The organism is Actinocorallia libanotica (assembly GCF_039525175.1).
Lineage (GTDB): Bacteria > Actinomycetota > Actinomycetes > Streptosporangiales > Streptosporangiaceae > Actinocorallia > Actinocorallia libanotica.
The window spans coordinates 1-25,501 of record NZ_BAAAHH010000039.1; the positions used below are offsets into that span (position 1 = coordinate 1).

At 70.2% G+C, this 25,501-nt stretch carries 25 protein-coding genes; 22 read left to right on the forward strand and 3 right to left on the reverse strand.

Features of this window, described 5'->3' with window-relative positions; genetic code table 11:
* From ABD140_RS32895 to ABD140_RS32925, 7 genes are all read left to right on the forward strand, one after another.
* Positions 1-582: ABC transporter ATP-binding protein (locus ABD140_RS32895; RefSeq protein ID WP_344245546.1), on the forward strand; the 582-nt coding region annotated here is incomplete at its 5' end.
* Between the two features lie 11 nt (positions 583-593).
* Positions 594-1,664, forward strand: coding sequence for an ABC transporter ATP-binding protein (locus ABD140_RS32900; protein ID WP_344245548.1), 1,071 nt, complete (start codon positions 594-596; stop codon positions 1,662-1,664).
* Positions 1,665-1,668: 4 nt separating this feature from the next.
* Positions 1,669-2,874, forward strand: coding sequence for a sensor histidine kinase (locus ABD140_RS32905; RefSeq protein ID WP_344245550.1), 1,206 nt, complete (start codon positions 1,669-1,671; stop codon positions 2,872-2,874).
* Positions 2,871-3,557, forward strand: a complete 687-nt coding sequence (locus ABD140_RS32910) for a response regulator (protein WP_344245552.1) — start codon at positions 2,871-2,873, stop codon at positions 3,555-3,557. Before ABD140_RS32905 ends, ABD140_RS32910 begins: the two co-directional genes overlap by 4 nt.
* Positions 3,558-3,733: 176 nt before the next feature.
* Positions 3,734-4,513, forward strand: a complete 780-nt coding sequence (locus ABD140_RS32915) for an ABC transporter ATP-binding protein (protein ID WP_344245554.1) — start codon at positions 3,734-3,736, stop codon at positions 4,511-4,513.
* Complete coding sequence (locus ABD140_RS32920) at positions 4,513-7,014, forward strand: ABC transporter permease (RefSeq protein WP_344245556.1); 2,502 nt, start codon at positions 4,513-4,515, stop codon at positions 7,012-7,014. Before ABD140_RS32915 ends, ABD140_RS32920 begins: the two co-directional genes overlap by 1 nt.
* A 145-nt stretch (positions 7,015-7,159) precedes the next feature.
* Positions 7,160-7,732 (forward strand): HdeD family acid-resistance protein, encoded by a 573-nt coding sequence (locus ABD140_RS32925; protein ID WP_344245558.1) that lies wholly within the window; start codon positions 7,160-7,162, stop codon positions 7,730-7,732.
* Between the two features lie 53 nt (positions 7,733-7,785).
* Here the strand turns inward: ABD140_RS32925 and ABD140_RS32930 are convergent, their stop codons facing one another.
* Complete coding sequence (locus ABD140_RS32930; protein WP_344245560.1) at positions 7,786-8,376, reverse strand: exonuclease; 591 nt, start codon at positions 8,374-8,376, stop codon at positions 7,786-7,788.
* Positions 8,377-8,423: 47 nt separating this feature from the next.
* Positions 8,424-9,302 (reverse strand): RecB family exonuclease, encoded by an 879-nt coding sequence (locus ABD140_RS32935; protein ID WP_344245562.1) that lies wholly within the window; start codon positions 9,300-9,302, stop codon positions 8,424-8,426.
* 61 nt (positions 9,303-9,363) lie between these two features.
* On the opposite strand from ABD140_RS32935, the gene ABD140_RS32940 reads away from it, so the two are divergent.
* The 10 genes from ABD140_RS32940 to ABD140_RS32985 all read left to right on the forward strand — a co-directional run bounded on the left by ABD140_RS32940 (position 9,364) and on the right by ABD140_RS32985 (position 20,820).
* On the forward strand, positions 9,364-10,488 hold the full coding sequence (locus ABD140_RS32940; protein WP_344245564.1) for a site-2 protease family protein: 1,125 nt from the start codon (positions 9,364-9,366) through the stop codon (positions 10,486-10,488).
* Between the two features lie 29 nt (positions 10,489-10,517).
* Positions 10,518-11,483 carry a tRNA (adenine-N1)-methyltransferase gene (locus tag ABD140_RS32945; RefSeq protein ID WP_344245566.1) on the forward strand — a complete coding sequence of 322 codons (966 nt, stop codon included), beginning with the start codon at positions 10,518-10,520 and terminating at the stop codon, positions 11,481-11,483.
* A 203-nt stretch (positions 11,484-11,686) separates the two neighbouring features.
* Positions 11,687-13,447 (forward strand): proteasome ATPase, encoded by a 1,761-nt coding sequence (gene arc / locus ABD140_RS32950; RefSeq protein WP_344245568.1) that lies wholly within the window; start codon positions 11,687-11,689, stop codon positions 13,445-13,447.
* 156 nt (positions 13,448-13,603) lie between these two features.
* A complete protein-coding gene (gene dop, locus ABD140_RS32955) occupies positions 13,604-15,124 on the forward strand; it encodes a depupylase/deamidase Dop (protein WP_344245570.1) in 1,521 nt (506 codons plus the stop codon).
* Between the two features lie 316 nt (positions 15,125-15,440).
* The gene (locus ABD140_RS32960; protein ID WP_344245572.1) at positions 15,441-15,650 is read left to right on the forward strand and encodes a ubiquitin-like protein Pup; all 210 of its coding nucleotides are present in this window, start codon (positions 15,441-15,443) and stop codon (positions 15,648-15,650) included.
* A gap of 112 nt (positions 15,651-15,762) precedes the next feature.
* Positions 15,763-16,626 (forward strand): endonuclease VII domain-containing protein, encoded by an 864-nt coding sequence (locus ABD140_RS32965; RefSeq protein WP_344245574.1) that lies wholly within the window; start codon positions 15,763-15,765, stop codon positions 16,624-16,626.
* 41 nt (positions 16,627-16,667) lie between these two features.
* Positions 16,668-17,510 (forward strand): proteasome subunit beta, encoded by an 843-nt coding sequence (gene prcB, locus ABD140_RS32970; RefSeq protein ID WP_344245576.1) that lies wholly within the window; start codon positions 16,668-16,670, stop codon positions 17,508-17,510.
* A gap of 39 nt (positions 17,511-17,549) precedes the next feature.
* Positions 17,550-18,257, forward strand: a complete 708-nt coding sequence (prcA, locus tag ABD140_RS32975; protein WP_344245682.1) for a proteasome subunit alpha — start codon at positions 17,550-17,552, stop codon at positions 18,255-18,257.
* Positions 18,258-18,423: 166 nt separating this feature from the next.
* Complete coding sequence (gene pafA, locus ABD140_RS32980) at positions 18,424-19,782, forward strand: Pup--protein ligase (protein ID WP_344245578.1); 1,359 nt, start codon at positions 18,424-18,426, stop codon at positions 19,780-19,782.
* A gap of 132 nt (positions 19,783-19,914) precedes the next feature.
* On the forward strand, positions 19,915-20,820 hold the full coding sequence (locus ABD140_RS32985; RefSeq protein WP_344245580.1) for an FKBP-type peptidyl-prolyl cis-trans isomerase: 906 nt from the start codon (positions 19,915-19,917) through the stop codon (positions 20,818-20,820).
* 34 nt (positions 20,821-20,854) lie between these two features.
* Here the strand turns inward: ABD140_RS32985 and ABD140_RS32990 are convergent, their stop codons facing one another.
* Positions 20,855-21,898 (reverse strand): DUF3866 family protein, encoded by a 1,044-nt coding sequence (locus ABD140_RS32990; RefSeq protein ID WP_425544176.1) that lies wholly within the window; start codon positions 21,896-21,898, stop codon positions 20,855-20,857.
* Positions 21,899-21,973: 75 nt separating this feature from the next.
* Between ABD140_RS32990 and ABD140_RS32995 the strand changes: the two genes are divergently transcribed.
* The 5 genes from ABD140_RS32995 (at position 21,974) to tatC (ending at position 25,457) form a co-directional block, all read left to right on the forward strand.
* Positions 21,974-22,915, forward strand: a complete 942-nt coding sequence (locus ABD140_RS32995; protein ID WP_344245584.1) for a helix-turn-helix transcriptional regulator — start codon at positions 21,974-21,976, stop codon at positions 22,913-22,915.
* A complete protein-coding gene (locus ABD140_RS33000) occupies positions 22,912-23,868 on the forward strand; it encodes a helix-turn-helix transcriptional regulator (RefSeq protein ID WP_344245586.1) in 957 nt (318 codons plus the stop codon). The genes ABD140_RS32995 and ABD140_RS33000 overlap by 4 nt, the downstream gene beginning before the upstream one ends.
* A gap of 47 nt (positions 23,869-23,915) precedes the next feature.
* Positions 23,916-24,104, forward strand: a complete 189-nt coding sequence (locus ABD140_RS33005; RefSeq protein ID WP_344245588.1) for a hypothetical protein — start codon at positions 23,916-23,918, stop codon at positions 24,102-24,104.
* A gap of 142 nt (positions 24,105-24,246) precedes the next feature.
* Positions 24,247-24,543, forward strand: a complete 297-nt coding sequence (gene tatA / locus ABD140_RS33010; RefSeq protein WP_344245590.1) for a Sec-independent protein translocase subunit TatA — start codon at positions 24,247-24,249, stop codon at positions 24,541-24,543.
* Positions 24,544-24,596: 53 nt separating this feature from the next.
* The gene (gene tatC / locus ABD140_RS33015) at positions 24,597-25,457 is read left to right on the forward strand and encodes a twin-arginine translocase subunit TatC (protein ID WP_344245592.1); all 861 of its coding nucleotides are present in this window, start codon (positions 24,597-24,599) and stop codon (positions 25,455-25,457) included.
* The last annotated feature ends 44 nt before the right edge of the window (positions 25,458-25,501 follow it).

Genomic DNA, 25,501 nt, shown 5'->3' on the forward strand with positions numbered 1-25,501 from the left:
CGCGTGGACGACTATCCGCATCAGTTCTCCGGCGGTATGCGGCAGCGGGCGATGATCGCGATGGCGTTGTCGTGCGACCCGGAGCTGCTGATCGCCGATGAGCCGACGACGGCGCTGGACGTGACGGTGCAGGCGCAGATTCTGGACTTGTTGCGGGATCTTCAGGAGGAGTTCGACTCCGCCATCATCATGATCACGCATGACCTGGGCGTCGTCGCCGAACTCGCCGACGACGTCCTGGTCATGTACGGCGGCCGGTGCGTGGAGCAGGCCACCGTCGAAGCCGCCTTCCACGCCCCCGCCCACCCCTACACCTGGGGTCTGCTGGGGTCGATGCCGCGGCTGGACCGGATGCGCTCGGAGCGGCTGATGCCGGTGAAGGGCACGCCCCCGTCGTTGATCAACCTGCCGCCGGGATGCGCGTTCCACCCCCGGTGCGCCTATGCCGACCGCACCGGCGGCCGCAGCACCACCGAAGTACCCGAACTGACGGAGATATCCCCGGGACAGCTCGCGGCGTGCCACCTGCCGGCGGCCGACCGCCGGCGGATCTGGGAAGAAGAGATCAGGCCGAACCTGTGAAGGCGGAGAAAGTGGAGAGCGGCACACCGCTGCTGGAGGTCACCGACCTGCGCAAGCACTTCCCGGTGCACGCGGGCCTGCTGCGCCGCCAGGTGGCGGCGGTCAAGGCGGTCGACGGCGTGACGTTCTCGGTGAACAAGGGCGAGACGCTGGGTCTGGTGGGGGAGTCGGGCTGCGGCAAGACCACGACCGGCCGGATGATCATGCGCCTGCTGGACCCCTCCTCGGGGAGCATCCGCTTCGAAGGCCGGGAGCTGGCGGACCTGTCGCAGCGGGGGATGCGGCCGCTGCGCCGCGACATCCAGATGATCTTCCAGGACCCGTACTCCTCCCTCAACCCCCGCAAGACCGTCGGCTCGATCGTCGGCGCCCCCTTCCACCTCCAGAAGATCGCCACCCCCCACGGCGTGAAGAAGGCGGTCCAGGAACTCCTGGAACTGGTGGGCCTGAACCCCGAGCACTACAACCGCTATCCGCACGAGTTCTCCGGCGGCCAGCGCCAGCGCATCGGCATCGCCCGCACCCTGGCGCTGAAACCCAGGCTCATCGTCGCCGACGAACCCGTCTCCGCCCTGGACGTCTCCATCCAGGCCCAGGTCGTGAACCTCCTGGAGGACCTGCAGGACGAACTCGGCCTCACCTACGTCGTGATCGCCCACGACCTGTCGGTGGTGCGCCACATCTCCGACCGGGTCGCGGTGATGTACCTGGGCCGGATCGTGGAGATCGCCGACCGCGAGGACCTGTACGCCGACCCCAAGCACCCCTACACCAAGGCGCTGCTGTCGGCGGTGCCGATTCCCGACCCGAACGTGCGGCAGGACCGCGAGCGCATCCGCCTGAAGGGCGACGTGCCCAGCCCGCTGGACCCGCCGCCGGGCTGCCCCTTCCACCCCCGCTGCTGGAAGGCCCAGGACGTGTGCAGGACGACGGTCCCGCCGCTGGAGGAGAAGGCCGCCGGCCGGCTGGCCGCCTGCCACTTCCCGGAGAGCACCGACGGCGCCCCGCCCCCTCCTCCTCGAGGAGGGGACGCAGATCCCCATCCCGGATGGGGCCTGACCGTGCGGAAGACCCTACCTTGAGGGGGTGAGTTCCCGTATCCGTGACCTGAGGGCCTGGCTGGGCGGACATCCGACGGCCACCGACGGCCTCGTCGCCGCCCTGCTGATGGTCTTCACGTTCGTCGACCTCGCGCAGGACGTCTCCTTCCCGGGTCACACCTACGCCCCGCACGACGCGTTCGCCTACACCGCCACCGTGGTGACGATCGGCGTCCTGGCGGTGCGCCAGCGGTTCCCGATGGCGGTCCTGGCGGTCGTGCTGTGCGGGGAGGTCCTCCTGGCCACCCAGAACCACCAGCTGTCCGGCGACATGTTCGCCTTCCTCATCGCCGTCTACACCGTGGCCGCGCACCTGCCGCTGGCCCGCAGCGCGCTGGGCGGCCTGGCGGCCCTGACCGTCATCATCGCCCTCGTCGGGATCGGCGGCGACATCTACGACGGCGTCTACTCGCTGACCGCCAACGTGGGGCTGCTCGCCGGCGTGTGGTGGCTGGGCCGCAGCCTGCGGCTGCGCCGCTCCTACCTGGCCGAGCTGGAGGACAGGGCCGCCCGCCTGGAGAAGGCCCGCTTCTCCGACGCCCGCACCGCCCGCGTCGAGGAGCGCTCGCGCATCGCCCGCGAACTGCACGACGTCGTCGCCCACCACGTGAGCGTCATGACGGTCCAGGCCAGCGCCGCCCGCCGCATCATGGAACGCAACCCCGACGCCGCCCGCGAGTCCATCGAGACCATCGAGCAGGTCGGCCGCACCGCCCTGGCCGAGATGAGGCGGATCGTCGGAGTGCTGCGCACCGAACGCGACCCGGTCGTCTCCGCCGCCGAACTCACCCCCCAGCCCGGCACCCAGGACCTCACCGGCCTGGTCGAGCAGCTGCGCGAGACCGGCCTCGCCGTGCAGCTCGAGGTCGACGGGGAGCCCCGCGACCTGTCCACCGGCGTCGACCTCGCCGTCTACCGGCTCGTCCAGGAAGCCCTCACCAACAGCCTCAAGCACGCCGGTCCGCACGCCCGCGCCTGGGTCCGTCTGAAATACTCCGAGCGCGCCCTCGTCCTGGAGGTCGCCGACGACGGGCGCGGCTCCAGCGAGGCGGCCTGCAACGATCCGGGCCCCGGCCACGGCCTCGTCGGCATGCGCGAACGCGTCGCCCTCTATGGTGGCGAGTTGCGGATAGGCCCCCGCGCCGGCGGCGGGTTCGAGGTCCGCGCCCGATTCCCCCTGGAGGTCACGTGAGCACGGCGGCGGTACGGATCCTGCTGGTCGACGACCAGCCGCTGCTGAGAACCGGTTTCCGGCTGATCCTGGAGAGCGAGCCCGACCTGACCATCGTCGGCGAGGCCGGCGACGGCGCCGCCGCCGTCGAGGCCACCCGCGGCCTGCTGCCCGACGTGGTGCTCATGGACATCCGCATGCCCGGCGTCGACGGCATCGAGGCCACCCGCCGCATCGTGCGGGACCGGGCCGCCGCCCACGACCCGCGCGTCCTCATCCTCACCACCTTCGACCTCGACGAGTACGTCATCGAGGCGGTCCGCGCCGGCGCCAGCGGCTTCCTGCTCAAGGACGCCCCGCCCGAGGACCTCATCAGCGCCATCCGCATCGTCGCCGACGGCGACGCCATCGTCGCCCCCAGCGTCACCCGCCGCCTCCTCGACCGGTTCGCGTCCCGCCTGCCGGCGCTGCGCGAGGAGGGCCCCCCGCCCGGCCTGGACCACCTGACCGACCGGGAGCGCGAGGTCCTCGGCCACGTCGCGCGCGGCCTGTCCAACGCCGAGATCGCCCGCGAGCTCGTGGTGTCGGAGACCACCATCAAGACGCACGTCGGCAACGTCCTGGCCAAGCTGGGCCTGCGCGACCGCGTCCAGGCCGTCGTCTACGCCTACGAGACCGGCGTCATCCGGCCCGGGGCCCATTAGGGGGAGAACCCCGGGGCACCCCCTACTCCCGGGGGAGGAGACCCCGCCCGCGGCTCCTGCGGCGGGGGGAGCACCAAGTCCCTTCCCCAGGCCGATCCGCGGCGGGCCCTCGCTCCCTACGCTGGTGATCAGTTCTTCGCACCACCGATCACCGACCCCCCGAGGGAGTACCTTCCGTGTCGCATACCGCCCCCGCCTCCGCCCCGCCCCGCGGCGAACTCGCCGCCCGCGTCGAGCGGGTCACCAAGTCCTACGGGTCGGGTGACGCCGAGGTGCGGGCGCTCGACGACGTGACCGTGGGCATCCCCAAGGGCCGGTTCACCGCCATCATGGGCCCCTCCGGCTCGGGGAAGTCCACCCTCATGCACTGCATGGCCGGCCTGGACGCCGTCACCTCCGGTGAGGTGTTCATCGGCGACATCGAGCTGACCCGCCTGGACGACAAGCGGCTGACCCGGCTGCGCCGCGACCGCGTCGGCTTCATCTTCCAGGCCTTCAACCTGGTGCCGACGCTGAGCGCGCTGGAGAACATCACCCTCCCGCTGGACATCGCCGGCCGCAAGGCCGACCAGGCGTGGCTGGACACCGTCATCGACACCGTCGGGCTGCGGCCCCGCCTCAAGCACCGCCCGTCGGAGCTGTCGGGCGGCCAGCAGCAGCGCGTGGCGTGCGCCCGCGCCCTCGCCTCCCGGCCCGAGATCATCTTCGCGGACGAGCCGACCGGCAACCTCGACTCCCGGTCCGGCGCCGAGGTCCTGGCGTTCCTGCGCTCCTCGGTGCGCGAGATGGGCCAGACCATCGTCATGGTCACCCACGACCCGGCCGCCGCCGCCTACTCCGACGAGGTGCTGTTCCTGCAGGACGGCAGGATCGTCGACACCATGGCCGACCCCACCGCCGAGAAGGTCCTCGAGCGCATGAAGGGCTTCGACCTGCCGAAGGTCGTGGCCCCGTGATGCTCAAGGTCACCCTGCGCAACCTCGCGGCGCACAAGCTCCGCCTGGTCCTGACCGCCCTGTCGGTCATCCTGGGCGTGGCGTTCGTCGCCGGCACCCTCATCTTCACCGACACCATCAACAGGACGTTCGACGAGATCTTCGACGGCGACGGCAGGCAAGTGGTCGTCGTGCGCGGCGAGAAGCCCACGGGCGACGGCGGCGACGAGACGGCCACCACCCAGATCACCGTCCCGCAGAGCCTGCTGCCCCGGCTGCAGAAGATCGACGGGGTCGCCGAGGTCAGCGGCGGCGTCCAGGGCCACACCGCGGTCGTCGACGCCGAAGGCGACCTCATCGGCGGGGGAGGCCCGCCGCAGCTCGGCCTGAACTGGACCGGCGGCGAGGACCTGGTCGCCGGGCAGGCGCCCGCAGGGCCCGCCCAGGTCGTCCTGGACCGGACCACCGCCGAGAAGGCCGGAGCGGGGGTCGGCGACCGCGTCAAGGTCGTCGTCGCCGGCGGCGTCCAGGACGTGACGGTCTCCGGCCTGACCGAAGGCGAGAACGGCGGCGCGACCCTGGTGTTCTGGGAGACCGCCACCGCGCAGAAGCTGCTCCTCAAGCCCGGTGAGTTCTCCACCGTCAACCTGGAGGCCGCCCCCGGCGGCACCGAGAAGGAACTGCTCCCGCGGGTCGAGGCGGCCCTGCCCGGCGGGCTGGAGGCCCTCACCGGCGAGCAGCTGCGCGCCGAGGAGCGCAGCGACATCGACGCGATGCTGGGCTTCCTGCGCAACTTCCTGCTGGCCGCGGCGCTCGTGTCGATCATCGTCGGCTCGTTCAACATCTTCAACACCTTCTCGATGCTGGTCGGCCAGCGCACCAGGGAACTGGCGCTGCTGCGCGCCGTCGGCGCCTCCCGCCGCCAGATCACCCGCGCGGTCCTGGGCGAGGCGGTGGCCGTCGGCCTCGTCGGCGCCACCCTCGGCCTGGCCCTGGGCGCGGGCCTGGCGGCCCTGCTCAAGACGGTGTTCGAGGCCCAGGGCATGGAGATGTCGGGCTCCCTGGTCTTCACCGCCACCCCGGTGATCGCCGCCTACGCGGTGGGCGTCGTCGTCACCTGCCTGGCCGCCTACTTCCCGGCCCGCCGCGCCGCCAAGACCCCGCCGGTCGCGGCCATGCGCGACGACGTCGCCCTGCCGCAGCGCAGCCTGCGCGTCCGTGCCGCCGTCGGCACCCTCATCGCGCTGGCCGGCGCGGTGTTCACGGCCCTGGGCCTGACCGGCGACGGCAGCGCCGAGGAGGCCCTGTCCCTGCTGGGCGTGGGCGTGCTGCTGATCTGGCTCGCCGCCGCGACGCTCGCCGCGGTGATCGGCAGCCCCGTGGTCAAGCTCCTGGCCGGCTGGTACCCGAAGGTCTTCGGCGTCGCGGGGCGGATGGCGCGCGAGAACCCGCGCCGCAACCCGCGCCGGACCGGCGTCACCGCGGTCGCGCTGATGATCGGCCTGTCGCTGGTGACCACCGTCAACGTGCTCACCTCCTCCATCAAGGCGACCATGGACGAGATGGTCGACGAGCAGTTCGGCATCGACTACGCCGTCTCGGCCACCACCTTCCAGGGGCTGGGCCCCGACCTGGTGCAGTCCCTCCGCCAGGTCCCGGGCGTCGTCGACGTCGTCGAGACCGGCAACGGGGAGTTCCAGCTGGACGGCGAGAACTCCTGGTACGTCTCCGGGAACTTCCCGGCGCTGCTGGACGCGGCCAACGCCCGGCTGCTGAGCGGCGACACCGCGACGGGACCCGGCAGGATCCTCCTCGGGGAGGAGGAGGCCGAGAAGCAGGGCCTCAAGGCCGGCGACACCGTCAAGGCGGTCTTCCCCGACGGGAAGAAGGAGACGCTGCGCGTCGGCGGCGTCTACAGCGACAACGACATGATCGGCTCGCGGATGCTCTCGCCGGAGACGTGGAAGGCCCACACCGCCAAGGCGCTGCCGACCCTGCTGATCGTGGACGCCGAGCGGACCGACGCCCAGGTGCGCCGGGCCCTGGACGCCGCGATCGACCCCTACCCGGGCGTGGTCGTGCAGGACAAGAACGACCTGAAGGAGCAGGTGCAGTCCCAGCTCGACATGATCATGATCTTCTTCACCCTCATGCTCGCCCTCTCGGTGATCATCGCGGTGTTCGGCGTGGTCAACACGATCGTCCTGTCGGTCATCGAGCGCACCAGGGAACTGGGCCTGCTGCGCGCCGTCGGCCTCAGCCGCCGCCAGCTGCGCCGCATGGTGCGGCTGGAGTCCGTGGCCATCGCCCTGTTCGGCGGGCTGCTGGGCATCGGCCTGGGCGTCGGGTTCGGCGCCGCGATCCAGCACAGCGCCAGCGAGGAGATCAGCGTGCTGTCCATCCCGGTCGGCTTCCTGGCCGGCTGCGTGCTCTTCTCCATCCTGGTCGGCATCCTGGCCTCCCTGTGGCCGGCCTGGCGGGCCGGGCGCATGGACGTCCTGAAGGCCATCGCCACCCAGTAGCGGCGCCCCGCGCAACGAGGGACCCCCGGCCACCGGCCGGGGGTCCCTCCCTTTTTGGGAGGTAATTGGCTGTTGTGGTGGATTGGTTTGACGGCCCGCGCGGCAGGCTCCGAACACGGGAACACACCGGAGGCGGGAGACGGCGATGCTCGAAGAAATGGCCCGTAACTGGTGGATGCTGGCGCTGCGCGGCGCCCTGGCCATCCTCTTCGGCCTCCTCGCCTGGATCTGGCCCGGCATCACCGCCCTGGCCCTGGCCCTGCTGTTCGGCGCCTACGCCCTCGTCGACGGCGCCGTCTCCCTCTACCACGCCTTCAAAGGCGGCGTCCGCGGCCAGTCCCGCGGCTGGCTCGCCCTGACCGGCGCCTGCGGCATCATCGTGGGCCTCCTCGCCCTGTTCTGGCCCGGCGCCACCGCCTTCGCGCTCATCATCCTCATCGGCGTCTGGGCCATCGCCACCGGCGTCACCGAGATCGTCGCCGCCATCTGGATGCGCCGCCAGATCCAGGGAGAGGGATGGCACATCCTCAGCGGCGCGCTCTCGGTGCTCTTCGGCCTGGCCCTCCTGGTCTGGCCCGGCGCCGGAGGACTGGCCCTCGTCTGGCTCATCGGCGTCTTCTCCATCGCCTTCGGCGTCGCGCTCATCGCCGCGGCCCTGCGCCTGCGCTCCCTGCGCCGGCGCACCGGCACCCCCGCGCCCGGCGCCCAGGTCTACTGAAGAAGCCCCCATCCCCGAGCCCTCCGCCCCGCGCGGAGGGCTCGCGGGCTCCTCTAAGGCCGCCCGTCCCACATCATCAGGTTCTGCAGCAGCTCCGCCTGCTCCACCGCGTCGTCCAGCGCGTGATGGGTGTGCGGGCGCGCCGGCAGCAGCCGCCGCGGCATCTTCGCCTTCACCGAGTCCCGCACCCGAGCCCCCGCCCGCGCCGCGTACAGCGTCTTCATGTCCAGCGCACGCGAATGCCCGAACGGCGACCCGCCCTCGGCGAACCGCACGAAATACCAGTACATCCACATCCAGTCGAAACCCAGCGGGTAAGCGGCGAACACCGGGAAAGCCCGCTCCCGCGCCGCCCGCTCCCGCACCCACCGCGCCGCCTCCGACATCGCCCGGCCCGGCTCCGCGCCCTCCGCCACCAGCGCGTCCCGGTCCAGGCCGCTCACCGCCAGCGCCTCCGGCACGAACCCGTCGGTGACCGGCTTCAGCTCCGCATAGAACGTGTGCTCCCGCGGATCACGCGGCGTGAACACCGAACCGTCGAAACTCCCCGCCACCGACAACCCGAAACTCAGCATCGAATACGGGCCCGGCACCGGGCCGTCGGCCTCGACGTCACACGAGAAATAAAGATCACTCGACCCCATGCGGGCACCGTAACCGCGCCGCAGCCCCGCCCGCACCGCAATTACCGCTACAGATCCGCCGACACGTCCCGCGTCGCCGGCACCACCTCCGGACCACCGGACGCCGCACCGGCCACCGGCAGCGGCGGCGGCGTCCCCCCGAACTCCGGACAGCGCTCCTGGTGATCGCACCAGTCGCACAACCGGCCCGGCCGCGGCCGCCAGTCCCCGGTCTCCGTCGCCCGCCGGATCGCCTGCCACAACGCCTCGACCTTGCGCTCCGTCGCCCGCAGATCCGCCTCATCCGGGACATAGCGCAGCACCTCGCCATTACCCAGATACATCAACTGCAGCAGATGCGGCACCCGCCCCCGCAACCGCCACAGCACCAGCGCGTAGAACTTCATCTGGAACAACGCCCTGGCCTCGAAATCCGCCCGCGGCGCCGAACCCGTCTTGTAGTCCACGATCCGCAGCTCACCCGTGGGCGCCACATCCACCCGGTCCACATAACCGCGCAGCTTCAACCCCGACGGCAGCACCGTCTCCACGAACAGCTCACGCTCCGCCGGCTCCAGCCGCCGCGGATCCTCCAACGTGAAATACCGCTCCACCATCACCCGGGCCCGCGCCAGCCACTCCTCCAGCGACTCCTCGGCCCCCTCCTCGAACAGGACCGACAGCTCCGGCTCCCCGGCCAGCAGCCGCTCCCACTGCGGCTCCAGCAGCCCCCACGCCGCCTCGGGCGTGCGCTCCGCGGCCGGAAGGTCGAACAACCGCTCCAGCACCGCGTGCACCAGCGTCCCCCGCACCGCCGCCGCGCTCGGCCGCTCCGGAATACGGTCGATCACCCGGAAGCGATACAGCAAAGGACAGGTCATGAAATCCCCCGCCCGCGAGGGGGACAACGAACCGATCACGCCGGGCCCGGCACCAGTGGAGGTCATGGACCCGAGACTAGGGGACCGGTCGGACGGAAACGCCGCCCGCGCGACTAGCATCGACGACGTGCACGAAGACCGATCCACCCCGCAGAAACCGCCCGGCATCACCCTGGGCACCGTGGCTGGAGTACCGGTCTACCTCTCCCGCAGCTGGTTCCTCATCGCCCTCCTCATCACCTTCGCCTTCCTCCCCGCCGCCCGCTCCGTCGCATCCCAGCCTGCCGCGACCCTCATCGCCTTCTCCTTCGCGGTCTTCCTCTACGCGTCCGTCCTCGTCCACGAACTCGGACACGCCATCACCGCCAAGGTCTTCGGCCTCCCCGTCCACTCCATCGTCCTGCACCTCCTCGGCGGTGTCACCCAGCTCGAACGCGAGGCCACCCGCCCCGGCGCCTCCTTCCTCATCGCCGCCGCGGGACCCCTGCTCTCCCTCGTCCTGGCCGCCGCCGGACTGGGCGCCCTCACCCTCACCGACCTGCCGCCCGTCCCCGAACTCCTGCTGCGCGCCCTCACCCTGACCAACCTCACCGTCGGCGTGTTCAACCTCCTGCCCGGCCTCCCCCTCGACGGCGGCTTCCTCGTCCGCGCCGCCGTCTGGAAGATCACCGGCCGGGACCGCACCGGAACCCTCGCCGCCGCCCACGCCGGCCGCGCCCTGGCCCTCCTCGTCCTGGCCGGCGGCTGCTACCTCGCCACCCGGGGCACCGGCGTCGACTGGATGGCCGTCATCTGGACCGCCGTCCTGTCCTCCTTCATGTGGATCACCGCCACCCAGTCCATCCGCGCCGAACGCGTCCGCGACCGCATCCCCCTCCTGCAGGCCCGACGCCTCGGCCGCAGAGCCGTCGCCGTCACCGCCGCCACCCCCCTCGCCCAGGCCCTGGCCGACGCCTCCCGCGCCGGCGCCGGCGCCCTCGTCGTCGTCGACCACGACGGACGCCCCACCGCCCTGGTCAGCGAGCGCGCCGTCCACGCCGTCCCCGAGAACCGCCGCCCCTGGATCAGCGCCGGAGAGGTCTCCCGCGCCCTCACCACCGCCACCACCCTGCCCGCCGACCTGTCGGGCACCGCCCTCATCGACGCCGTCCGCGACTCCGGCGCCGCCGAACACCTGCTCGTCGAACCCGGCGGCGAGATCTACGGCGTCCTGTCCACCCGCGACCTCGAACGCCTCCTCGCCCAGACCTGACCGGCCCGCCGCGCCACTAGGCTGGAGCGATGACCGCCAGCACCCCACCTGCTCCGCCCGCCCCCCGGACTCCGCACGGCATCCTCCGGGACGGCGACCAGGTGCAACTGACCGACCCCAAGGGCAGGATCAACACCCTGACCCTGCAGACCGGCAAGCAGTGGCACGGACACAAGGGCTGGATCGCCCACGACGAGATCATCGGCCGGCCCGAGGGCATCGTCGTACGCTCCACCGGCAACATCGAATACCTCGTCTTCCGGCCCCTGCTCCAGGACTTCGCCGTGCGCATGCCCCGCGGCGCCGCCGTCGTCTACCCCAAGGACGCCGGCCAGATCGTCGCCATGGCCGACATCTTCCCCGGCGCCCGCGTCGTGGAGGCCGGCGCCGGCTCCGGCGCCCTGTCCTGCTTCCTCCTGCGCGCCGTCGGCGAGCACGGCAGCCTCTCCTCCTACGAGCGCCGCGAGGACTTCGCCGAGGTGGCCCGCAAGAACGTCGAGAAGTTCTTCGGCGGCCCCCACCCCTCCTGGAAGCTCACCGTCGGCTCCCTCGAGGACGCCATCACCGAGACCGACGTCGACCGCGTCGTCCTGGACATGCTCGCGCCCTGGGAGTGCCTGGACGCCGTCGCCAAGGCCCTGGTGCCCGGCGGCCTGGTGTGCGCCTACATCGCCACCACCACCCAGATGTCGCGCGTCGTGGAGGGCCTGCGCGAACACGGCTGCTTCGCCGAGCCGTACGCCTTCGAGACCCTGGTGCGCTCCTGGCACGTGGAGGGCCTGGCGGTGCGCCCCGACCACCGCATGGTCGGCCACACCGGCTTCCTGGTGACCGCCCGCCGCCTCGCCGACGGCGTCACCCCGCCGCTGCGCCGCCGCCGCCCCGCCAAGGGCGCCTACCCGGAAAGCGGTTCACCGGAGGCCGCCCGGGGTAATGACAATGGTTCCGCCGACACTTCGGGGCAGGAATCCGGATTTGGTTCGCCTCAGGCGTAACGATCCCCCCGTTGGGCCGACACGCCGTGATTTTTCTGTTTCGGTGGCGTTTCTTTTGACGTGTGAACCTGCTCTGACCTGCGGATACGACGTTCGGTAACGGACCGACAGCGGTACGGAAACGCAATAGTCAGGTTACGGAACCCCGCCAGATAGGTAGGGTCAGAGTAGGTCGTCGGCTCTTCGTGAGGAGGTGACGGGGCGTGGCCGCTCGTGATGACGCCGCGGGGCGAAAGGCGCATGACAAGGAGGTTCGTGACCTCCAGACTCAGCTCTCTTTCCTGGAGGAAGAGATCTCCGTCCTGCGTCGGAAGCTCGCGGAATCCCCCCGCCAGACGCGGGTGCTCGAGGAGCGCCTGCATGAGGCACAGGCGAACCTGGCCGCGGTGACCGGCCAGAACGAGCGACTGGTGTCCACACTCAGGGAGGCGCGAGAGCAGATCATCGCGCTCAAGGAAGAGGTCGACCGGCTGGCGCAGCCGCCGTCCGGCTACGGCATCTTCCTCAACGCCCGCGAGGATGGCACGGTCGACATCTTCACCGGGGGCCGCAAGCTCCGGGTGAACGTCAGCCCGGCGGTGGAGGTCGACGACCTCCGCGTCGGACAGGAGGTCATGCTCAACGAGGCCCTCAACGTGGTCGAGGCCCTCGAGTTCGAGCAGCAGGGCGAGGTCGTGGCGCTCAAGGAGGTGTTCGCCGACGGCGAACGCGCCCTGGTCGTCGCGCACGCCGACGAAGAACGCGTGGTCCGGCTGGCCGAACCGCTGCGCGGCCTCACGCTGCGCGCCGGTGACTCGCTCATGCTCGACACCCGCTCCGGATACGTCTACGAGAAGATCCAGAAGGCCGAGGTCGAGGAACTCGTCCTCGAGGAAGTCCCCGACATCGCCTACGAGGAGATCGGCGGACTCGGCCCGCAGATCGAACAGATCCGCGACGCCGTCGAACTGCCCTACCTGCACGCCGAGCTCTTCCGCGAGCACAAGCTCCGCCCGCCCAAGGGCGTGCTGCTCTACGGGCCGCCCGGCTGCGGCAAGACCCTCATCGCCAAGGCCGTCGCCAACAGCCTGGCCAAGAAGGTCGCCGAGAAGACCGGCCAGGAGGGCAGGTCCTTCTTCCTCAACATCAAGGGTCCCGAGCTCCTCAACAAGTACGTCGGCGAGACCGAACGGCACATCCGCCTGGTCTTCCAACGCGCCCGCGAGAAGGCCTCGGCCGGCACCCCGGTCATCGTCTTCTTCGACGAAATGGACTCCATCTTCCGCACCCGCGGCTCCGGAGTCTCCTCCGACGTCGAGAACACCATCGTGCCCCAGCTGCTGTCGGAGATCGACGGCGTCGAAGGCCTGGAGAACGTCATCGTCATCGGCGCCTCCAACCGCGAGGACATGATCGACCCGGCGATCCTGCGGCCCGGCCGCCTCGACGTCAAGATCAAGATCGAGCGGCCCGACGCCGAAGCCGCCAAGGACATCTTCTCCAAGTACCTCGTCACCGACCTGCCGCTGCACCCCGACGACATGAAGGAACACGGCAACGACACCGTCCAGACGGTCGACGCCATGATCCAGCGCACCGTCGAACGCATGTACACCGAGACCGAGGAGAACCGCTTCCTCGAGGTCACCTACGCCAACGGCGACAAGGAAGTCCTCTACTTCAAGGACTTCAACTCCGGCGCCATGATCCAGAACATCGTCGACCGCGCCAAGAAGATGGCCATCAAGCAGTTCCTCGACACCGGCCAGAAGGGCCTGCGCGTCCAGCACCTCCTCGACGCCTGCGTCGACGAGTTCTCCGAGAACGAGGACCTGCCCAACACCACCAACCCGGATGACTGGGCCCGCATCTCCGGCAAGAAGGGCGAGCGGATCGTCTACATCCGCACCCTCGTCTCCGGAACCAAGGGCACCGAGGCCGGCCGGTCCATCGACACCGTCGCCAACACCGGCCAGTACCTGTAATTCGGCAAGGAAACACCAACAACTCCACGCACACGGTGAACGGCGGGCACCCCACGGTGCCCGCCGTTCACCGTGTCCACACACCCGCAACCTGAACCGGCCAAGAACCCGCTGCCGATCACCGCCCCGCCCCCCGCGCCCACTAGGCTCAGAAGCATGAGCGTTCGGCGGGTCATGGGAACAGAGACCGAATACGGCATCTCCGTGCCGGGGCAGCCCGGTGCCAACGCGATGGTGACCTCCAGCCAGGTCGTCAACGCGTACCTCGCGGCATCGGCGGCGCGGGCCAGGAAGGCCCGCTGGGACTTCGAAGAGGAGAACCCCCTGCGCGACGCGCGCGGGTTCGACCTCGCCAGAGAGGTGGCCGACCCCACCCAGCTCACCGACGAGGACCTCGGCTTGGCCAACGTCATCCTCACCAACGGCGCGCGCCTGTACGTCGACCACGCCCACCCCGAGTACTCCACACCCGAGGTCACCAACCCCCGGGACTGCGTGCTGTGGGACAAGGCAGGCGAACGCGTCATGGCCGACGCCGCCCGCCGCGCCGCCCACGTCCCCGGCACCCACCCCATCCAGCTCTACAAGAACAACACCGACGGAAAGGGCGCCTCCTACGGCTGCCATGAGAACTACCTCATGCAGCGCCGCACCCCCTTCTCCGACATCGTCAAACACCTCACCCCCTTCTTCGTCACCCGCCAGGTCGTCTGCGGCGCCGGCCGCGTCGGCATCGGTGCCGACGGCCGCGGCCACGGCTTCCAGATCAGCCAGCGCGCCGACTTCTTCGAAGTCGAAGTCGGCCTGGAGACCACCCTCAAACGACCCATCATCAACACACGCGACGAACCCCACGCCGATCCCGAGAAATACCGGCGCCTCCACGTCATCATCGGCGACGCCAACATGAGCGAGATCTCCACCTACCTCAAGACCGGCACCACCGCCCTCGTCCTGGCCATGATCGAAGACGGCTTCCTCACCGCCGACCGCACCGTCGACGCACCCGTCGCCACCCTGCGCGCCATCTCCCACGACCCCACCTGCCGGCACCAGCTCACCCTGCGCGACGGCCGCAAGATGACCGCCGTCCAGCTGCAGATGGAATACCTCGAGCAGGCCCGCAAATACGTCGAGGACAAGTACGGCGCCGACACCGACGACATGACCAAGGACGTCCTCGACCGCTGGGAGTCCGTCCTCACCCGCCTCGGCGACGACCCCATGCAGCTCTCCCGCGAACTCGACTGGGTCGCCAAACTCGAACTCCTCGAGGGCTACCGCAGCCGCGACGGCCTCGACTGGTCGCACGCCCGCCTCCACCTCGTCGACCTCCAGTACTCCGACATCCGCCCCGACCGGGGCCTGTACAACCGCCTCGTCGCCCGCGACCGCATGGAGCGCATCCTCACCGAGGACGAGATCACCGCGGCCATCGAGAACCCCCCCGAGGACACCCGCGCCTACTTCCGCGGCCGCTGCCTCGCCCAGTACGCCGACAACGTCGCCGCCGCCAGCTGGGACTCCGTCATCTTCGACGTCCCCGGCCGCGACTCCCTCCAGCGCGTCCCCACCCTGGAACCGCTGCGCGGCACCAGGAGCCACGTGGGAGGCCTCCTCGACCGCTGCCGCACCGCGGCCGACCTGGTGGCCGTCCTCACCGGAGAAGGCGGCTGAGCCCGCCCGCACCCGGCACACCCCTCAGGGCCCCGTACCACCCGTACGGGGCCCTGAGCCGTCCCCAGAGTCCCGCATCCCGCCTCGAACACCCTTTCCCCTCGCCGCGCCGCCCGGCCCCTCACGAGGCGACAGGGCCCCCGCGGAACTCCTGGTCACTTTGCCCGTTTCGGAATCCCAACGGAAGGCGATAACCGTAAGGACCCTCCGGGCCACTCCGCTAAGGGCGGAAACACGTGCCTACTACCGCGTGACGGCCGCGGGTAGGGTCGGCGTAACGCGACGGCGTAACGCGGCACGTACGGGAGGAGCCCCAATGGCCACCAAGGACACCGGCGGACAGAAGCAGACCACCCGCCAGACCGAAGAGGTCGAAGAGACCACCACCGACGCCTCTTCCGAAGTCCAGGAGCGCCACGAAAAGCTCTCGGACGACGTCGACGCCATTCTCGATGAGATTGACGAGGTCCTCGAGGAGAATGCAGAGGACTTCATACGATCCTACGTGCAAAAGGGTGGGGAATGATGACATGTCCGACTTGATTCGGATGTGAATATAGCCTCTCTTTTCAGGGGCCCGCAGGGAAATCCTTTGGATTTCCCTGCGGGCCTTTTTCTCTTGCTTTAATCTGCCTGCCATGAGCGAGAGAGAAGTGGACACCAAATGGTGTACAGGATGTGGACAGGACAAATCGGTCTCGGAGTTCGGCACTGACCGGCGTAGAGCTGACGGGCTCGCGCGTCAGTGCAAGCCGTGCGTCAACGCGGCGGCTCTCCTCAACCGCCGTAAGCGACTGGCGGGGCAGGGGCGGGTGGTTCAGGAGGCCGTCCCGGCGGAAGGACCCATCGAGAACGGCAAGAAATGCCCTGACTGCGCCGAGTTCAAGCCCATAGAGGCGTTCGGCCTGAACAAGCAAAACCGGGATGGGCGGGCGTTCTACTGCAAGATCTGCGCACGGAGGCGCTCGCAGCAGGGATACCGGGACAGACTCGCCCGGCAGGGCATCGTTGTCCGGGAGAAGTACGACGTTCCACCAGGGCACAAGAGGTGCCCCACATGCGAGGAGATCAAGCCGCATACCGAATGGCACAGGGCCAAGGTGAACGCCGATGGTTTCGCCTCGGAGTGCAAGGCGTGCCGGAAGGTGCGGAGCGCACGGGAGCACCTGAAGCGGTCCTACGGGCTGACGCCCGAGGACGTGCGGAAGATGTTCGAGTTCCAGGACGGGCTGTGCGCGATCTGCGTGGAGGGGCCAGCCGAGCACGTCGACCATGACCACGAGACGGGTGACGTGCGGGAGTTGCTCTGCTTCAACTGCAACACGTTGCTCGGGAAGGCGGGCGACGACTGGAGGCGGCTCCAGCGGGCGGAGCACTACCTCCTGTGGCACAAGTTGGGTCACATTCCGGTTGCGGAAGGGCTCCGGCGGTTACAGGTGGTTCGCCGTGGGCTGACGGGGGGAAGATCTCGCGGCATGCGCAGCGAGGTCAAATGTCAGTAGGGTCGAGGCAGGTTCTACCGGCGTGCTGGGGAAGGAGTCGCATGGCGTCCGTGCCGATGAGCGGTGGTCTTCCGGGGGTCTTCATGAACTCGGGGTCGTCGTCTTTCGCTGACTTTCTGGGGGCCTACCGGCCCGAGATGCTTCCGGGGAACCGGGTGGCGCAGGGGAGCGCGGAGGGGTTGAACATTCCGCACGCGACGACGATCGTGGCGGTGACGTTCCCGGGCGGCGTGGTGATGGCGGGCGACCGCCGGGCGACGGCGGGCAACGTGATCGCGCAGCGGGACATCGAGAAGGTGTACCCGGCGGACGAGTACTCGGCGGTGGCGATCGCGGGCACCGCGGGCATCGGCCTGGAGATGACGCGGTTGTTCCAGGTGGAGCTGGAGCACTACGAGAAGATGGAGGGCCGGCTGCTGTCCCTGGAGGGGAAGGCGAACCGGCTGGCGACGCTGATCCGGGGGAACCTGGGGATGGCGATGCAGGGCCTGGTGGTGGTGCCGCTGTTCGCGGGCTACGACCTGGAGCAGGGCAGGGGGCGGATCTTCTCCTACGACGCGGCGGGCGGCCGGTACGAGGAGCACGACTTCCACTCGATCGGGTCGGGTTCGGTGTTCGCCCGCGGCGCGTTGAAGAAGCTGTGGCGGCCGGACCTGTCGCGCGAGGACGCGGCGCTGGTGTGCGTGCAGGCGCTGTACGACGCGGCGGACGACGACTCGGCGACCGGCGGCCCGGACCTGACGCGGAAGATCTTCCCGGTGCTGGCGGAGATCACCGACGCGGGGTACCGGCGGGTGCCGGACGGCGATGTGGGCGAGTTGGCGCGGGCGGTGGTGGATGCCCGGTACGACGCGCCGGGCGGCCCCAACGCGCCGTTGCGGTAGCGGTTCCGGTATTCCCCCAAGGAGGTCGAGAAGATGACGATGCCGTTCTACGTCGCGCCAGAGCAGCAGATGAAGGACCGCGCGGACTACGCGCGGAAGGGGATCGCGCGGGGCCGTTCGGTGGTGGTCCTGCAGTACGACGACGGGATCCTGTTCGTGGCGGACAACCCGTCGCGGGCGCTGCACAAGATCTCGGAGATCTACGACCGCATCGCGTTCGCGGCGGTGGGCAAGTACAACGAGTTCGAGCAGCTGCGGTTGGCGGGCGTGCGGTACGCGGACGTGAACGGTTACATGTACGACCGTTCGGATGTGACGGCGCGGGGTCTGGCGAACGCGTACGCGCAGAGCCTGGGTGCGATCTTCACGGAGCAGACGAAGCCGTACGAGGTGGAGCTGGTCGTGGCGGAGGTGGGCGAGGACGCCGACAGCGACCAGATCTACCGGTTGACGTTCGACGGTTCGGTGGCGGACGAGCACGGGTTCGTGGCGATGGGCGGTGCGGCGGACGCGGTGGCGACGGCGTTGAAGGAGCGTTACCGGGACGGGGAGAGCCTGGCGGAGGCGATGCAGATCGCGGTGCACGCGCTGCAGCAGCAGGACGCGGATCGGGTGCTGGAGGCGGAGAAGCTGGAGGTGGCGGTGCTGGATCGCAACCGGGACCGCCGTCTGTTCCGGCGGTTGCCGGCGTCGCGGATCGACGAGTTGCTGGCTTCTTCGCGGGGTGAGGCCTCCGCGGAGGGCTGAGGGTTTCTCGGGCGAGGCCGTCCGGGCGGGGTTTTCCGTCCGGGCGGCCTCGCCGTGTTTTTTCTGGTGGTTTTCGGGGGGTTTTTTGGGGGAAGCGGGGTGCGGTCATGAGAATGGTGGGTGCGGGAGGCTGCCATTTAGGGCTTGGGGCGCATAGGGTCGAGGTGTGGACAGGCGCATTTTCGGGCTCGAGAACGAGTACGGGGTCACCTGCACCTTCCGCGGGCAGCGGCGGTTGTCACCCGATGAGGTGGCGCGTTATCTGTTCCGTCGGGTGGTGTCATGGGGCCGGAGCAGCAACGTGTTCCTGCGGAACGGGGCGCGGCTCTATCTGGACGTCGGCAGTCATCCTGAGTATGCGACGCCTGAGTGCGACAGCGTGATCGATCTGGTCACGCACGACAAGGCGGGTGAGCGGATCCTGGAGGGTCTTCTGGTGGACGCCGAGCGGCGTCTGCGGGAGGAGGGGATCGCCGGGGACATCTATCTGTTCAAGAACAACACGGATTCGGCGGGCAACTCCTATGGCTGCCATGAGAACTATCTCGTGGGGCGGCACGGGGAATTCGGCCGGCTGGCCGATGTGCTGATTCCGTATCTGGTGACGCGGCAGATCATCTGCGGGGCGGGCAAGGTCCTGCAGACGCCGCGGGGCGCGGTGTACTGCGTGTCGCAGCGGGCGGAGCACATCTGGGAGGGCGTGTCGAGCGCGACGACGCGGTCGCGGCCGATCATCAACACGCGGGACGAGCCGCACGCGGACGCGGAGCGGTTCCGGCGGCTGCACGTGATCGTGGGCGACAGCAACATGTCGGAGACGACGATGCTGCTGAAGGTCGGGGCGACCGACCTGGTGCTGCGCATGATCGAGGCCGGGGTGGTGATGCGGGATCTGACGCTGGAGAACCCGATCCGGGCGATCCGCGAGGTGTCGCATGACATGACGGGCCGGCGGAAGGTGCGGCTGGCCAACGGCAGGGAGGCGTCGTCGCTGGAGATCCAGCGCGAGTACTTCTCCAAGGCGAAGGACTTCATGGACCGGCGGGGTCCGGATCCGACGGTGCAGCGGGTGCTGGAGCTGTGGGACCGGACGTTGACGGCGGTGGAGACGGGCGATCTGGACCTGGTGTCGCGGGAGATCGACTGGGTGACGAAGTACCAGTTGATCGAGCGGTACCGGCGCAAGTACGACCTGCCGTTGTCGAGTCCGCGGGTGGCGCAGCTGGATCTGGCGTACCACGATGTGCATCGCGGCCGCGGGCTGTACTACCTGCTGGAGAAGCGGGGCGCGGTGGAGCGGATCACGAAGGATCTGGCGATCTTCGAGGCGAAGTCGGTGCCGCCGCAGACGACGCGGGCGCGGCTGCGCGGGGAGTTCATCAAGAAGGCCCAGGAGAAGCGCCGTGACTTCACGGTGGACTGGGTGCATCTGAAGTTGAACGACCAGGCGCAGCGGACGGTGCTGTGCAAGGACCCGTTCCGGTCGGTGGACGAGCGCGTCGACAAGTTGATCGCGGGGATGTAGGGGCAGGACGGGCTGTTCTCGCCGGATGTGACCCTCGTTCAAAGGGTTACGGACCGGTAGGGTTGCAGCCCGTCCTGACCTTTGTGCCCCCCGAGGTGTGCGTTGCTGCGTCGTTGCGCCAGGTTGCTGGCCGTGCCCGTGCTGTTGGCCGTGTCGTTGACCGCTTGCGGGGGCGATGACGGGCCCGATGTGGTGGTGGAGGGGAAGTTCCGGCAGCGTCCGGCCGTGGAGTTCCCCAAGGGGGAGGCGCCGCCTGAGGCGTTCCAGGTGGAGACGCCGATCGAGGGGGAGGGCCGGAAGGTCGCCGAGGGCGATCTGGTGGTCGCGGATTACGCGGGTTATGTGTGGAAGAAGGGCGGCACGTCGGCCCTGATCGGCAGCAGCTATCAGGGTGGTGTGCCGTCGTCGTTCCCGACGTGGAATCTGGTGCCGGGGCTGAAGAAGGCTCTGGTGGGGGCGAAGGTCGGTTCGCGGGTGGTGGCGGTGATCCCGCCGGTGGACGGCTACGGTCCCAAGGGCGCTCCGCGGTTGCAGATCGGCGGTGAGGACGCGCTGGTCTATGTGCTGGACGTGGTCGCGGCGCATGCGAAGGACGCCTCGGTGGCGGCCGAGGAGGGCTTGGAGAAGGCGGGTCTGCCGAAGGTGGCGGGGGGCGCGGTGCCGGGGGTGGCGGTGCCGGGGGGTCCGGCGCCGAAGGACCTGGTGGTGGAGACCGTCAAGAAGGGGCCGGGTGAGGTGATCGAGCCGGGCCGTCTGGTGGCGATCCAGTATGTGGGCGCGCTGTGGCGGGACGGCAAGGTGTTCTCCTCGTCGTGGTCGGACGGGAAGGTGTACGCCACGGCGATCGGCCAGGGTCTGGTGATCAAGGGCTGGGACGAGGCGCTGGTGGGCCGGACGGCGGGCAGCCGCCTGCTGGTGGTGACGCCGCCGGGCAAGGCGTACGGGGACGAGGACCTGAAGGTGAAGGGCCTGCCGAAGTACGGGATCAAGGCCGACGACACCCTGGTGTACGTGATCGACGTCCTGGGCGTGTACTGAGCGGGTCCCGGGCGCTCGGCGCCCGGGACCGGCGCTACAGCAGTGAGGCGGTGTGGCGGCCGGCGGCGGCGCAGGTGAGGAAGTACTCCAGGTCGCCGTCGAGCCGTCTGCCCATGGTGGACATGCGCACGCCCCACGCCTTCTCGTCGGCGCGCAGGGCGTCCTCGAGGCCGTCGACGGCGACGGGGACGAGGGTGTGGCGGTCGCCGAGGGCGGCGGCCTGCGCGGTGACCTTGGCGCCGAAGCCGCCGGGGAGGCGGGGCACGGGGACGTCGGCGGGAGCGAGGGCGACGCGTCCGTAGGCGGTGAGGCTGTGGTGGGAGACGCCCTGGTGGCGTTCGCGGGCGTCGCCTGAGCTGACGCGCAGGGAGGCGACGGGCCGTCCGGAGAGCGCGGCGGCGGCGTTGACGGCCTCGCCGGCGGTGACGCCGGAGAAGCCCCAGCGGGTGCCGGTGCCGAGGTTGCCGGGGCCCTGGGCGAGGATGGCGACGTCGGCGTCCAGGACGAGCCGGGCGGCGAGCAGGCCGGTGTGGACGGTGACGGTCTCGAGGTCGCCGCCGAAGGCCTGGCCGACGGTGACGCAGGCGGCCAGGACGCCCGCCTCCTTGAGCTGGGCGATGGACATGGAGAACCAGGACGGCAGCGCGCCGCCGTCGGGCATGACGTAGACGACGCGGGTGCCGGGGCGTTCCAGGAGGAGCCCGGAGAGCAGGGCGGGCAGCGCGGAGTGCAGGTCGGCCACCAGGACGGGCATGCCGTCGAGGGAGTCGGCCTCGGCGAGCAGGTCGTGGTGGGGGGAGTCCTGCTCGTCGGCGCCCAGGACGGTGGCCTGCAGGGGCGTGTAGCGCGCCTTGACCAGGTGGCCGGGCCCGGCGGGGTCGGGCGGGAGCCGGTCGGGGACGGCCACGACCATGGCGTAGCCGCCGGTGCCCAGGCCCATGGCCAGGGCGGTGGTGTTGAGCAGGACGGTGTCGCCGGGTTCGGGGCGGCCGACGAGGGCGGGGTAGGCCAGGGCCCTGGCGTCCTCCCCGTCGATCTCCACCCGGAGTTCCACGGCTCCGGGCCATTCGCGCCGGATCTCTTCCACTCTGCCTTTGCGCCATCGGATCACCCTGTAGACGGTAGCGTTTCACCACGAGGGAGGTGGTGCGGAATGTCACGGCGCAAGACCGATCGTCTGCTGCATCTGGTGGTGTGCCTGCTGGCGACCAGGCGGTTCCTGACGGCGGCGCAGATCAGGCGCGCGGTCCCGGGGTATCCGGAGTCCGACGAGGCGTTCAAGCGGATGTTCGAACGCGACAAGGAGGAGCTCCGCGAGCTGGGCATTCCGCTGGAGGTCGGGGCCGAGGAGGACGAGACGGGGTACCGGATCCCGCCGCAGGCCTACGAGCTGCCGGAGCTGCGTCTGACGCCGGACGAGGCGGCGGTGCTGGGGCTGGCGGCGCGGGTGTGGAAGCAGACGAACCTGGCCGAGGCGGCCTCGGGCGCGCTGTTCAAGCTGCGGGCGGCGGGGATCGAGACGGACCCGGAGGGCTCCTCGGTGCTGGAGCCGCGGGTGGGCACGGACGAGCCGGCGTTCCCGGCGCTGTACGAGGCGGTGCGGGACGGGCGCGTGGTGTCGTTCGACTACCGGGCGATGGGCCGCAGCGAGCCGCAGCGCCGCGTGGTGGAGCCGTGGGGGCTGACGTCGGGCCGGGGCCGCTGGTACCTGGTGGGGCACGACCGGGTGCGTCAGGCGCCGCGGGTGTTCCGGCTGAGCCGGGTGCTGGGCGAGGTCGCGGCGCAGGGCCCGGAGGGCGCGGTGCGCGTTCCCGAGGACGTCGACATCCGGAAGATCGCGTTCGAGCGGGAGGAGCGGCCGGCGGAGCGCCGGACGGGCCGGGTGCGGCTGCGCCGGGGCCGGGCGCTGGGCGTGCGGCGCTGGGCGGTGTCGGTGGCCCCGGTGGACCAGGAGTGGGACGAGGCGGAGCTGCACGTGTGGGACGTGGAGTTCCTGGCGGCGAGCCTGGCGCGGTTCGCCGACGACGTGCTGGTGGTGGAGCCGCCGGATCTGCGGGAGGCCGTGATCCGGCATCTGAAGGGGGTCTTGTCGTGAAGGCGTCGTCGACGTCGGCGGACCGGTTGACGCGGCTGCTGGCGCTGGTGCCGTACGTGGTGTCGCGGGAGACGGTGAGCATGTCCGAGGCGGCCCGGGCGTTCGGGGTGACCGAGCGCCAGCTGCAGGACGACCTGAACCTGCTGTGGTGCCTGGAGCTGCGTTCGCCGGACCCGTACTGCCCGATCGACCTGTCGTACGAGGGCGGGGAGATCACGGTCAGCGAGGCCGAGTCGATCAGCAGGCCGCTGCGGCTGGGCGCGGACGAGGCGGCGGCGCTGTTGGTGGCGCTGCGGATGCTGGCGGAGCTGCCGGGGTCGGCCGAGCGCGACGCGCTGACGCGGCTGGTGGCCAAGCTGGAGGCGGCGGCGGGGGAGGCCGCGGCGGCGGCGCGGCAGCTGTCGGTGGACGTGGACCGGCGGACGGGGTCGCTGGGCGTGGTGCAGCGGGCGCTGCGCGAGGACCGGCGGCTGCGGCTGGTGTACTACGTGGCGGGCCGGGACGAGAACACCGAGCGGGACGTCGATCCGATGCGGGTGCTGGTGGTGGACGGCCGCACGTATCTGGAGGGCTGGTGCCGGCGGGCCGAGGGGGTGCGCCTGTTCCGGATGGACCAGATCCTGGAGGCCGAGGTGCTGGAGGCGCAGGCGGAGGTTCCGGCGGGCGCCGAGCGCAGGGATCTGGACGGCGGCCTGTTCCAGGGGTCGGCCAGTGATGTGCGGGCGACGCTGGAGCTGGCGCCGTCGGGCCGCTGGGTGGCCGACTACTACCCGTGCGAGCGGGTGGAGGAGCTGGGCGAGGGCCGGTTGCGGGTGGTGCTGCTGACGTCGGACGCGCGGTGGGTGCGCTCGCTGGCGCTGCGGCTGGGCGATCAGGGCCGGGTGGTGGCTCCGGCGGAGCTGGCCGAGGGGATCCGCGGGGACGCCGAGCGGGCGCTGGCCCTGTACTCCTGAGGCCGGGTCCGGGCCCGCGGCGGGGCGGGGTGCGCTACCGTTCGGGGGTGGCTTGGGCGATGGTGTCGGTGGTGCTGGGGTTCGCGGGGCTGTGCGTGCTGTCCTACGCGGCGTTCCGGGTGTTCCTGGCGGCGCGGGGGCTGGGCCGGGAGCTGGAGCGCACGCGCCGGAGGCTGGAGCCGCGGCGGGACGGGCTTCGGCGCCGGGTCGCGGGGTTCGGGGCGGGGAAACGGTGATGTTCCCTGCCGGAAGATGTCGTTTCGTTAGTGACCTGGGCGGATCGGCGAAGAAAACGTAGGATTTACCGGCCGGTCACGCTGTATTACCTTTGGTTGGGCGTAGCATCGGTGCGAGTAGACCTGCTGAAATGAGGATTCCATGGGTTCGTTGGGTTGGCCTGAGCTCCTGCTCATCGCTGTCGTGATCCTGGTGCTGTTCGGTTCCAAGAAGATGCCGGACGCCGCCCGCTCGCTGGGCCGTTCGCTGCGCATCTTCAAGTCCGAGACCAAGGGCCTGGTGAACGACGACAAGGCCGAGGCTCCGGCGCAGCCCGCCGCGCCCGCGCAGCCCGCTCCGGCGCCGGCCCCGCAGCAGCTGCCCGCCGGCCAGCAGGGCGAGGGCACCACTTTGAACGGCGTGCCGGTCAGCCAGGACCAGAAGAACAGCGCTTCCTGATCTTTGGGGGCCCGCTGGGGCCTCCGTCCAACTGAACCGACGCGAGGATGAGGATGAGCAGGCGTTCGGAGAACCCCGAGGGCCGCATGCCCCTTCTCGACCACCTGCGCGAGCTGCGCAACAGGCTGGTCAAGGCGCTGCTGGGCCTGGTGGCGGGCATGGTGCTGGGCTGGCTGGTCAAGGAGGAGGTCTGGACGGTCCTCAAGGAGCCGTTCTGCGACGTCCCCCAGTCCAACGCGCTCAAGGGCGATGCCTGCTCGCTGGTGGTCAACGGGATCTTCTCGTCCTTCTTCCTGAACCTGAAGATCGCGTTCATGGTGGGGGCGGTCGTCTCCTCGCCGGTGTGGCTGTACCAGCTGTGGGCGTTCATCGCGCCCGGCATGCTGCGCAAGGAGAAGCGCTGGACGGTCCTGTTCCTGACGCTGGCGCTGCCGCTGTTCCTGCTGGGCGCTTTCCTGGCGTACTTCACGATCGAGCGGGGCCTGGCGCTGTTCCTGGGCTTCACGCCCGAGAACGTCGCTCCGCTGATCACGGTCGACGAGTACCTCAGGTTCCTGGTCACCATGCTGCTGGTGTTCGGACTGGCGTTCGAGCTGCCGTTGATGGTGTCGATCCTGAACCTGGCCGGCGCCCTGTCGCACGCCACGATCAAGAAGTGGCGCCGAATGATCATCTTCGGCATCTTCGTGTTCGCCGCGGCCGCCACGCCCAGCGCCGACCCGATCACGATGATCTCGCTGGCGGTGCCGGTGGTGGCGCTGTTCGGGGTGTCCGACGGCATCGCCTACCTGGTGGACAAGCGGCGTGCCAAGCGCCCGGCCCTGTACGAGGACCTTTCTGACGACGAGGCCTCGGTGATCGAGGACGAGCCGTTCGACATCGGGGAGCCCGCGCCCCTCGAGGAACGCCGTTAAGATCAGAAAACCCGGTGGGAATCGGGCCTGCTGAAACCATAGGC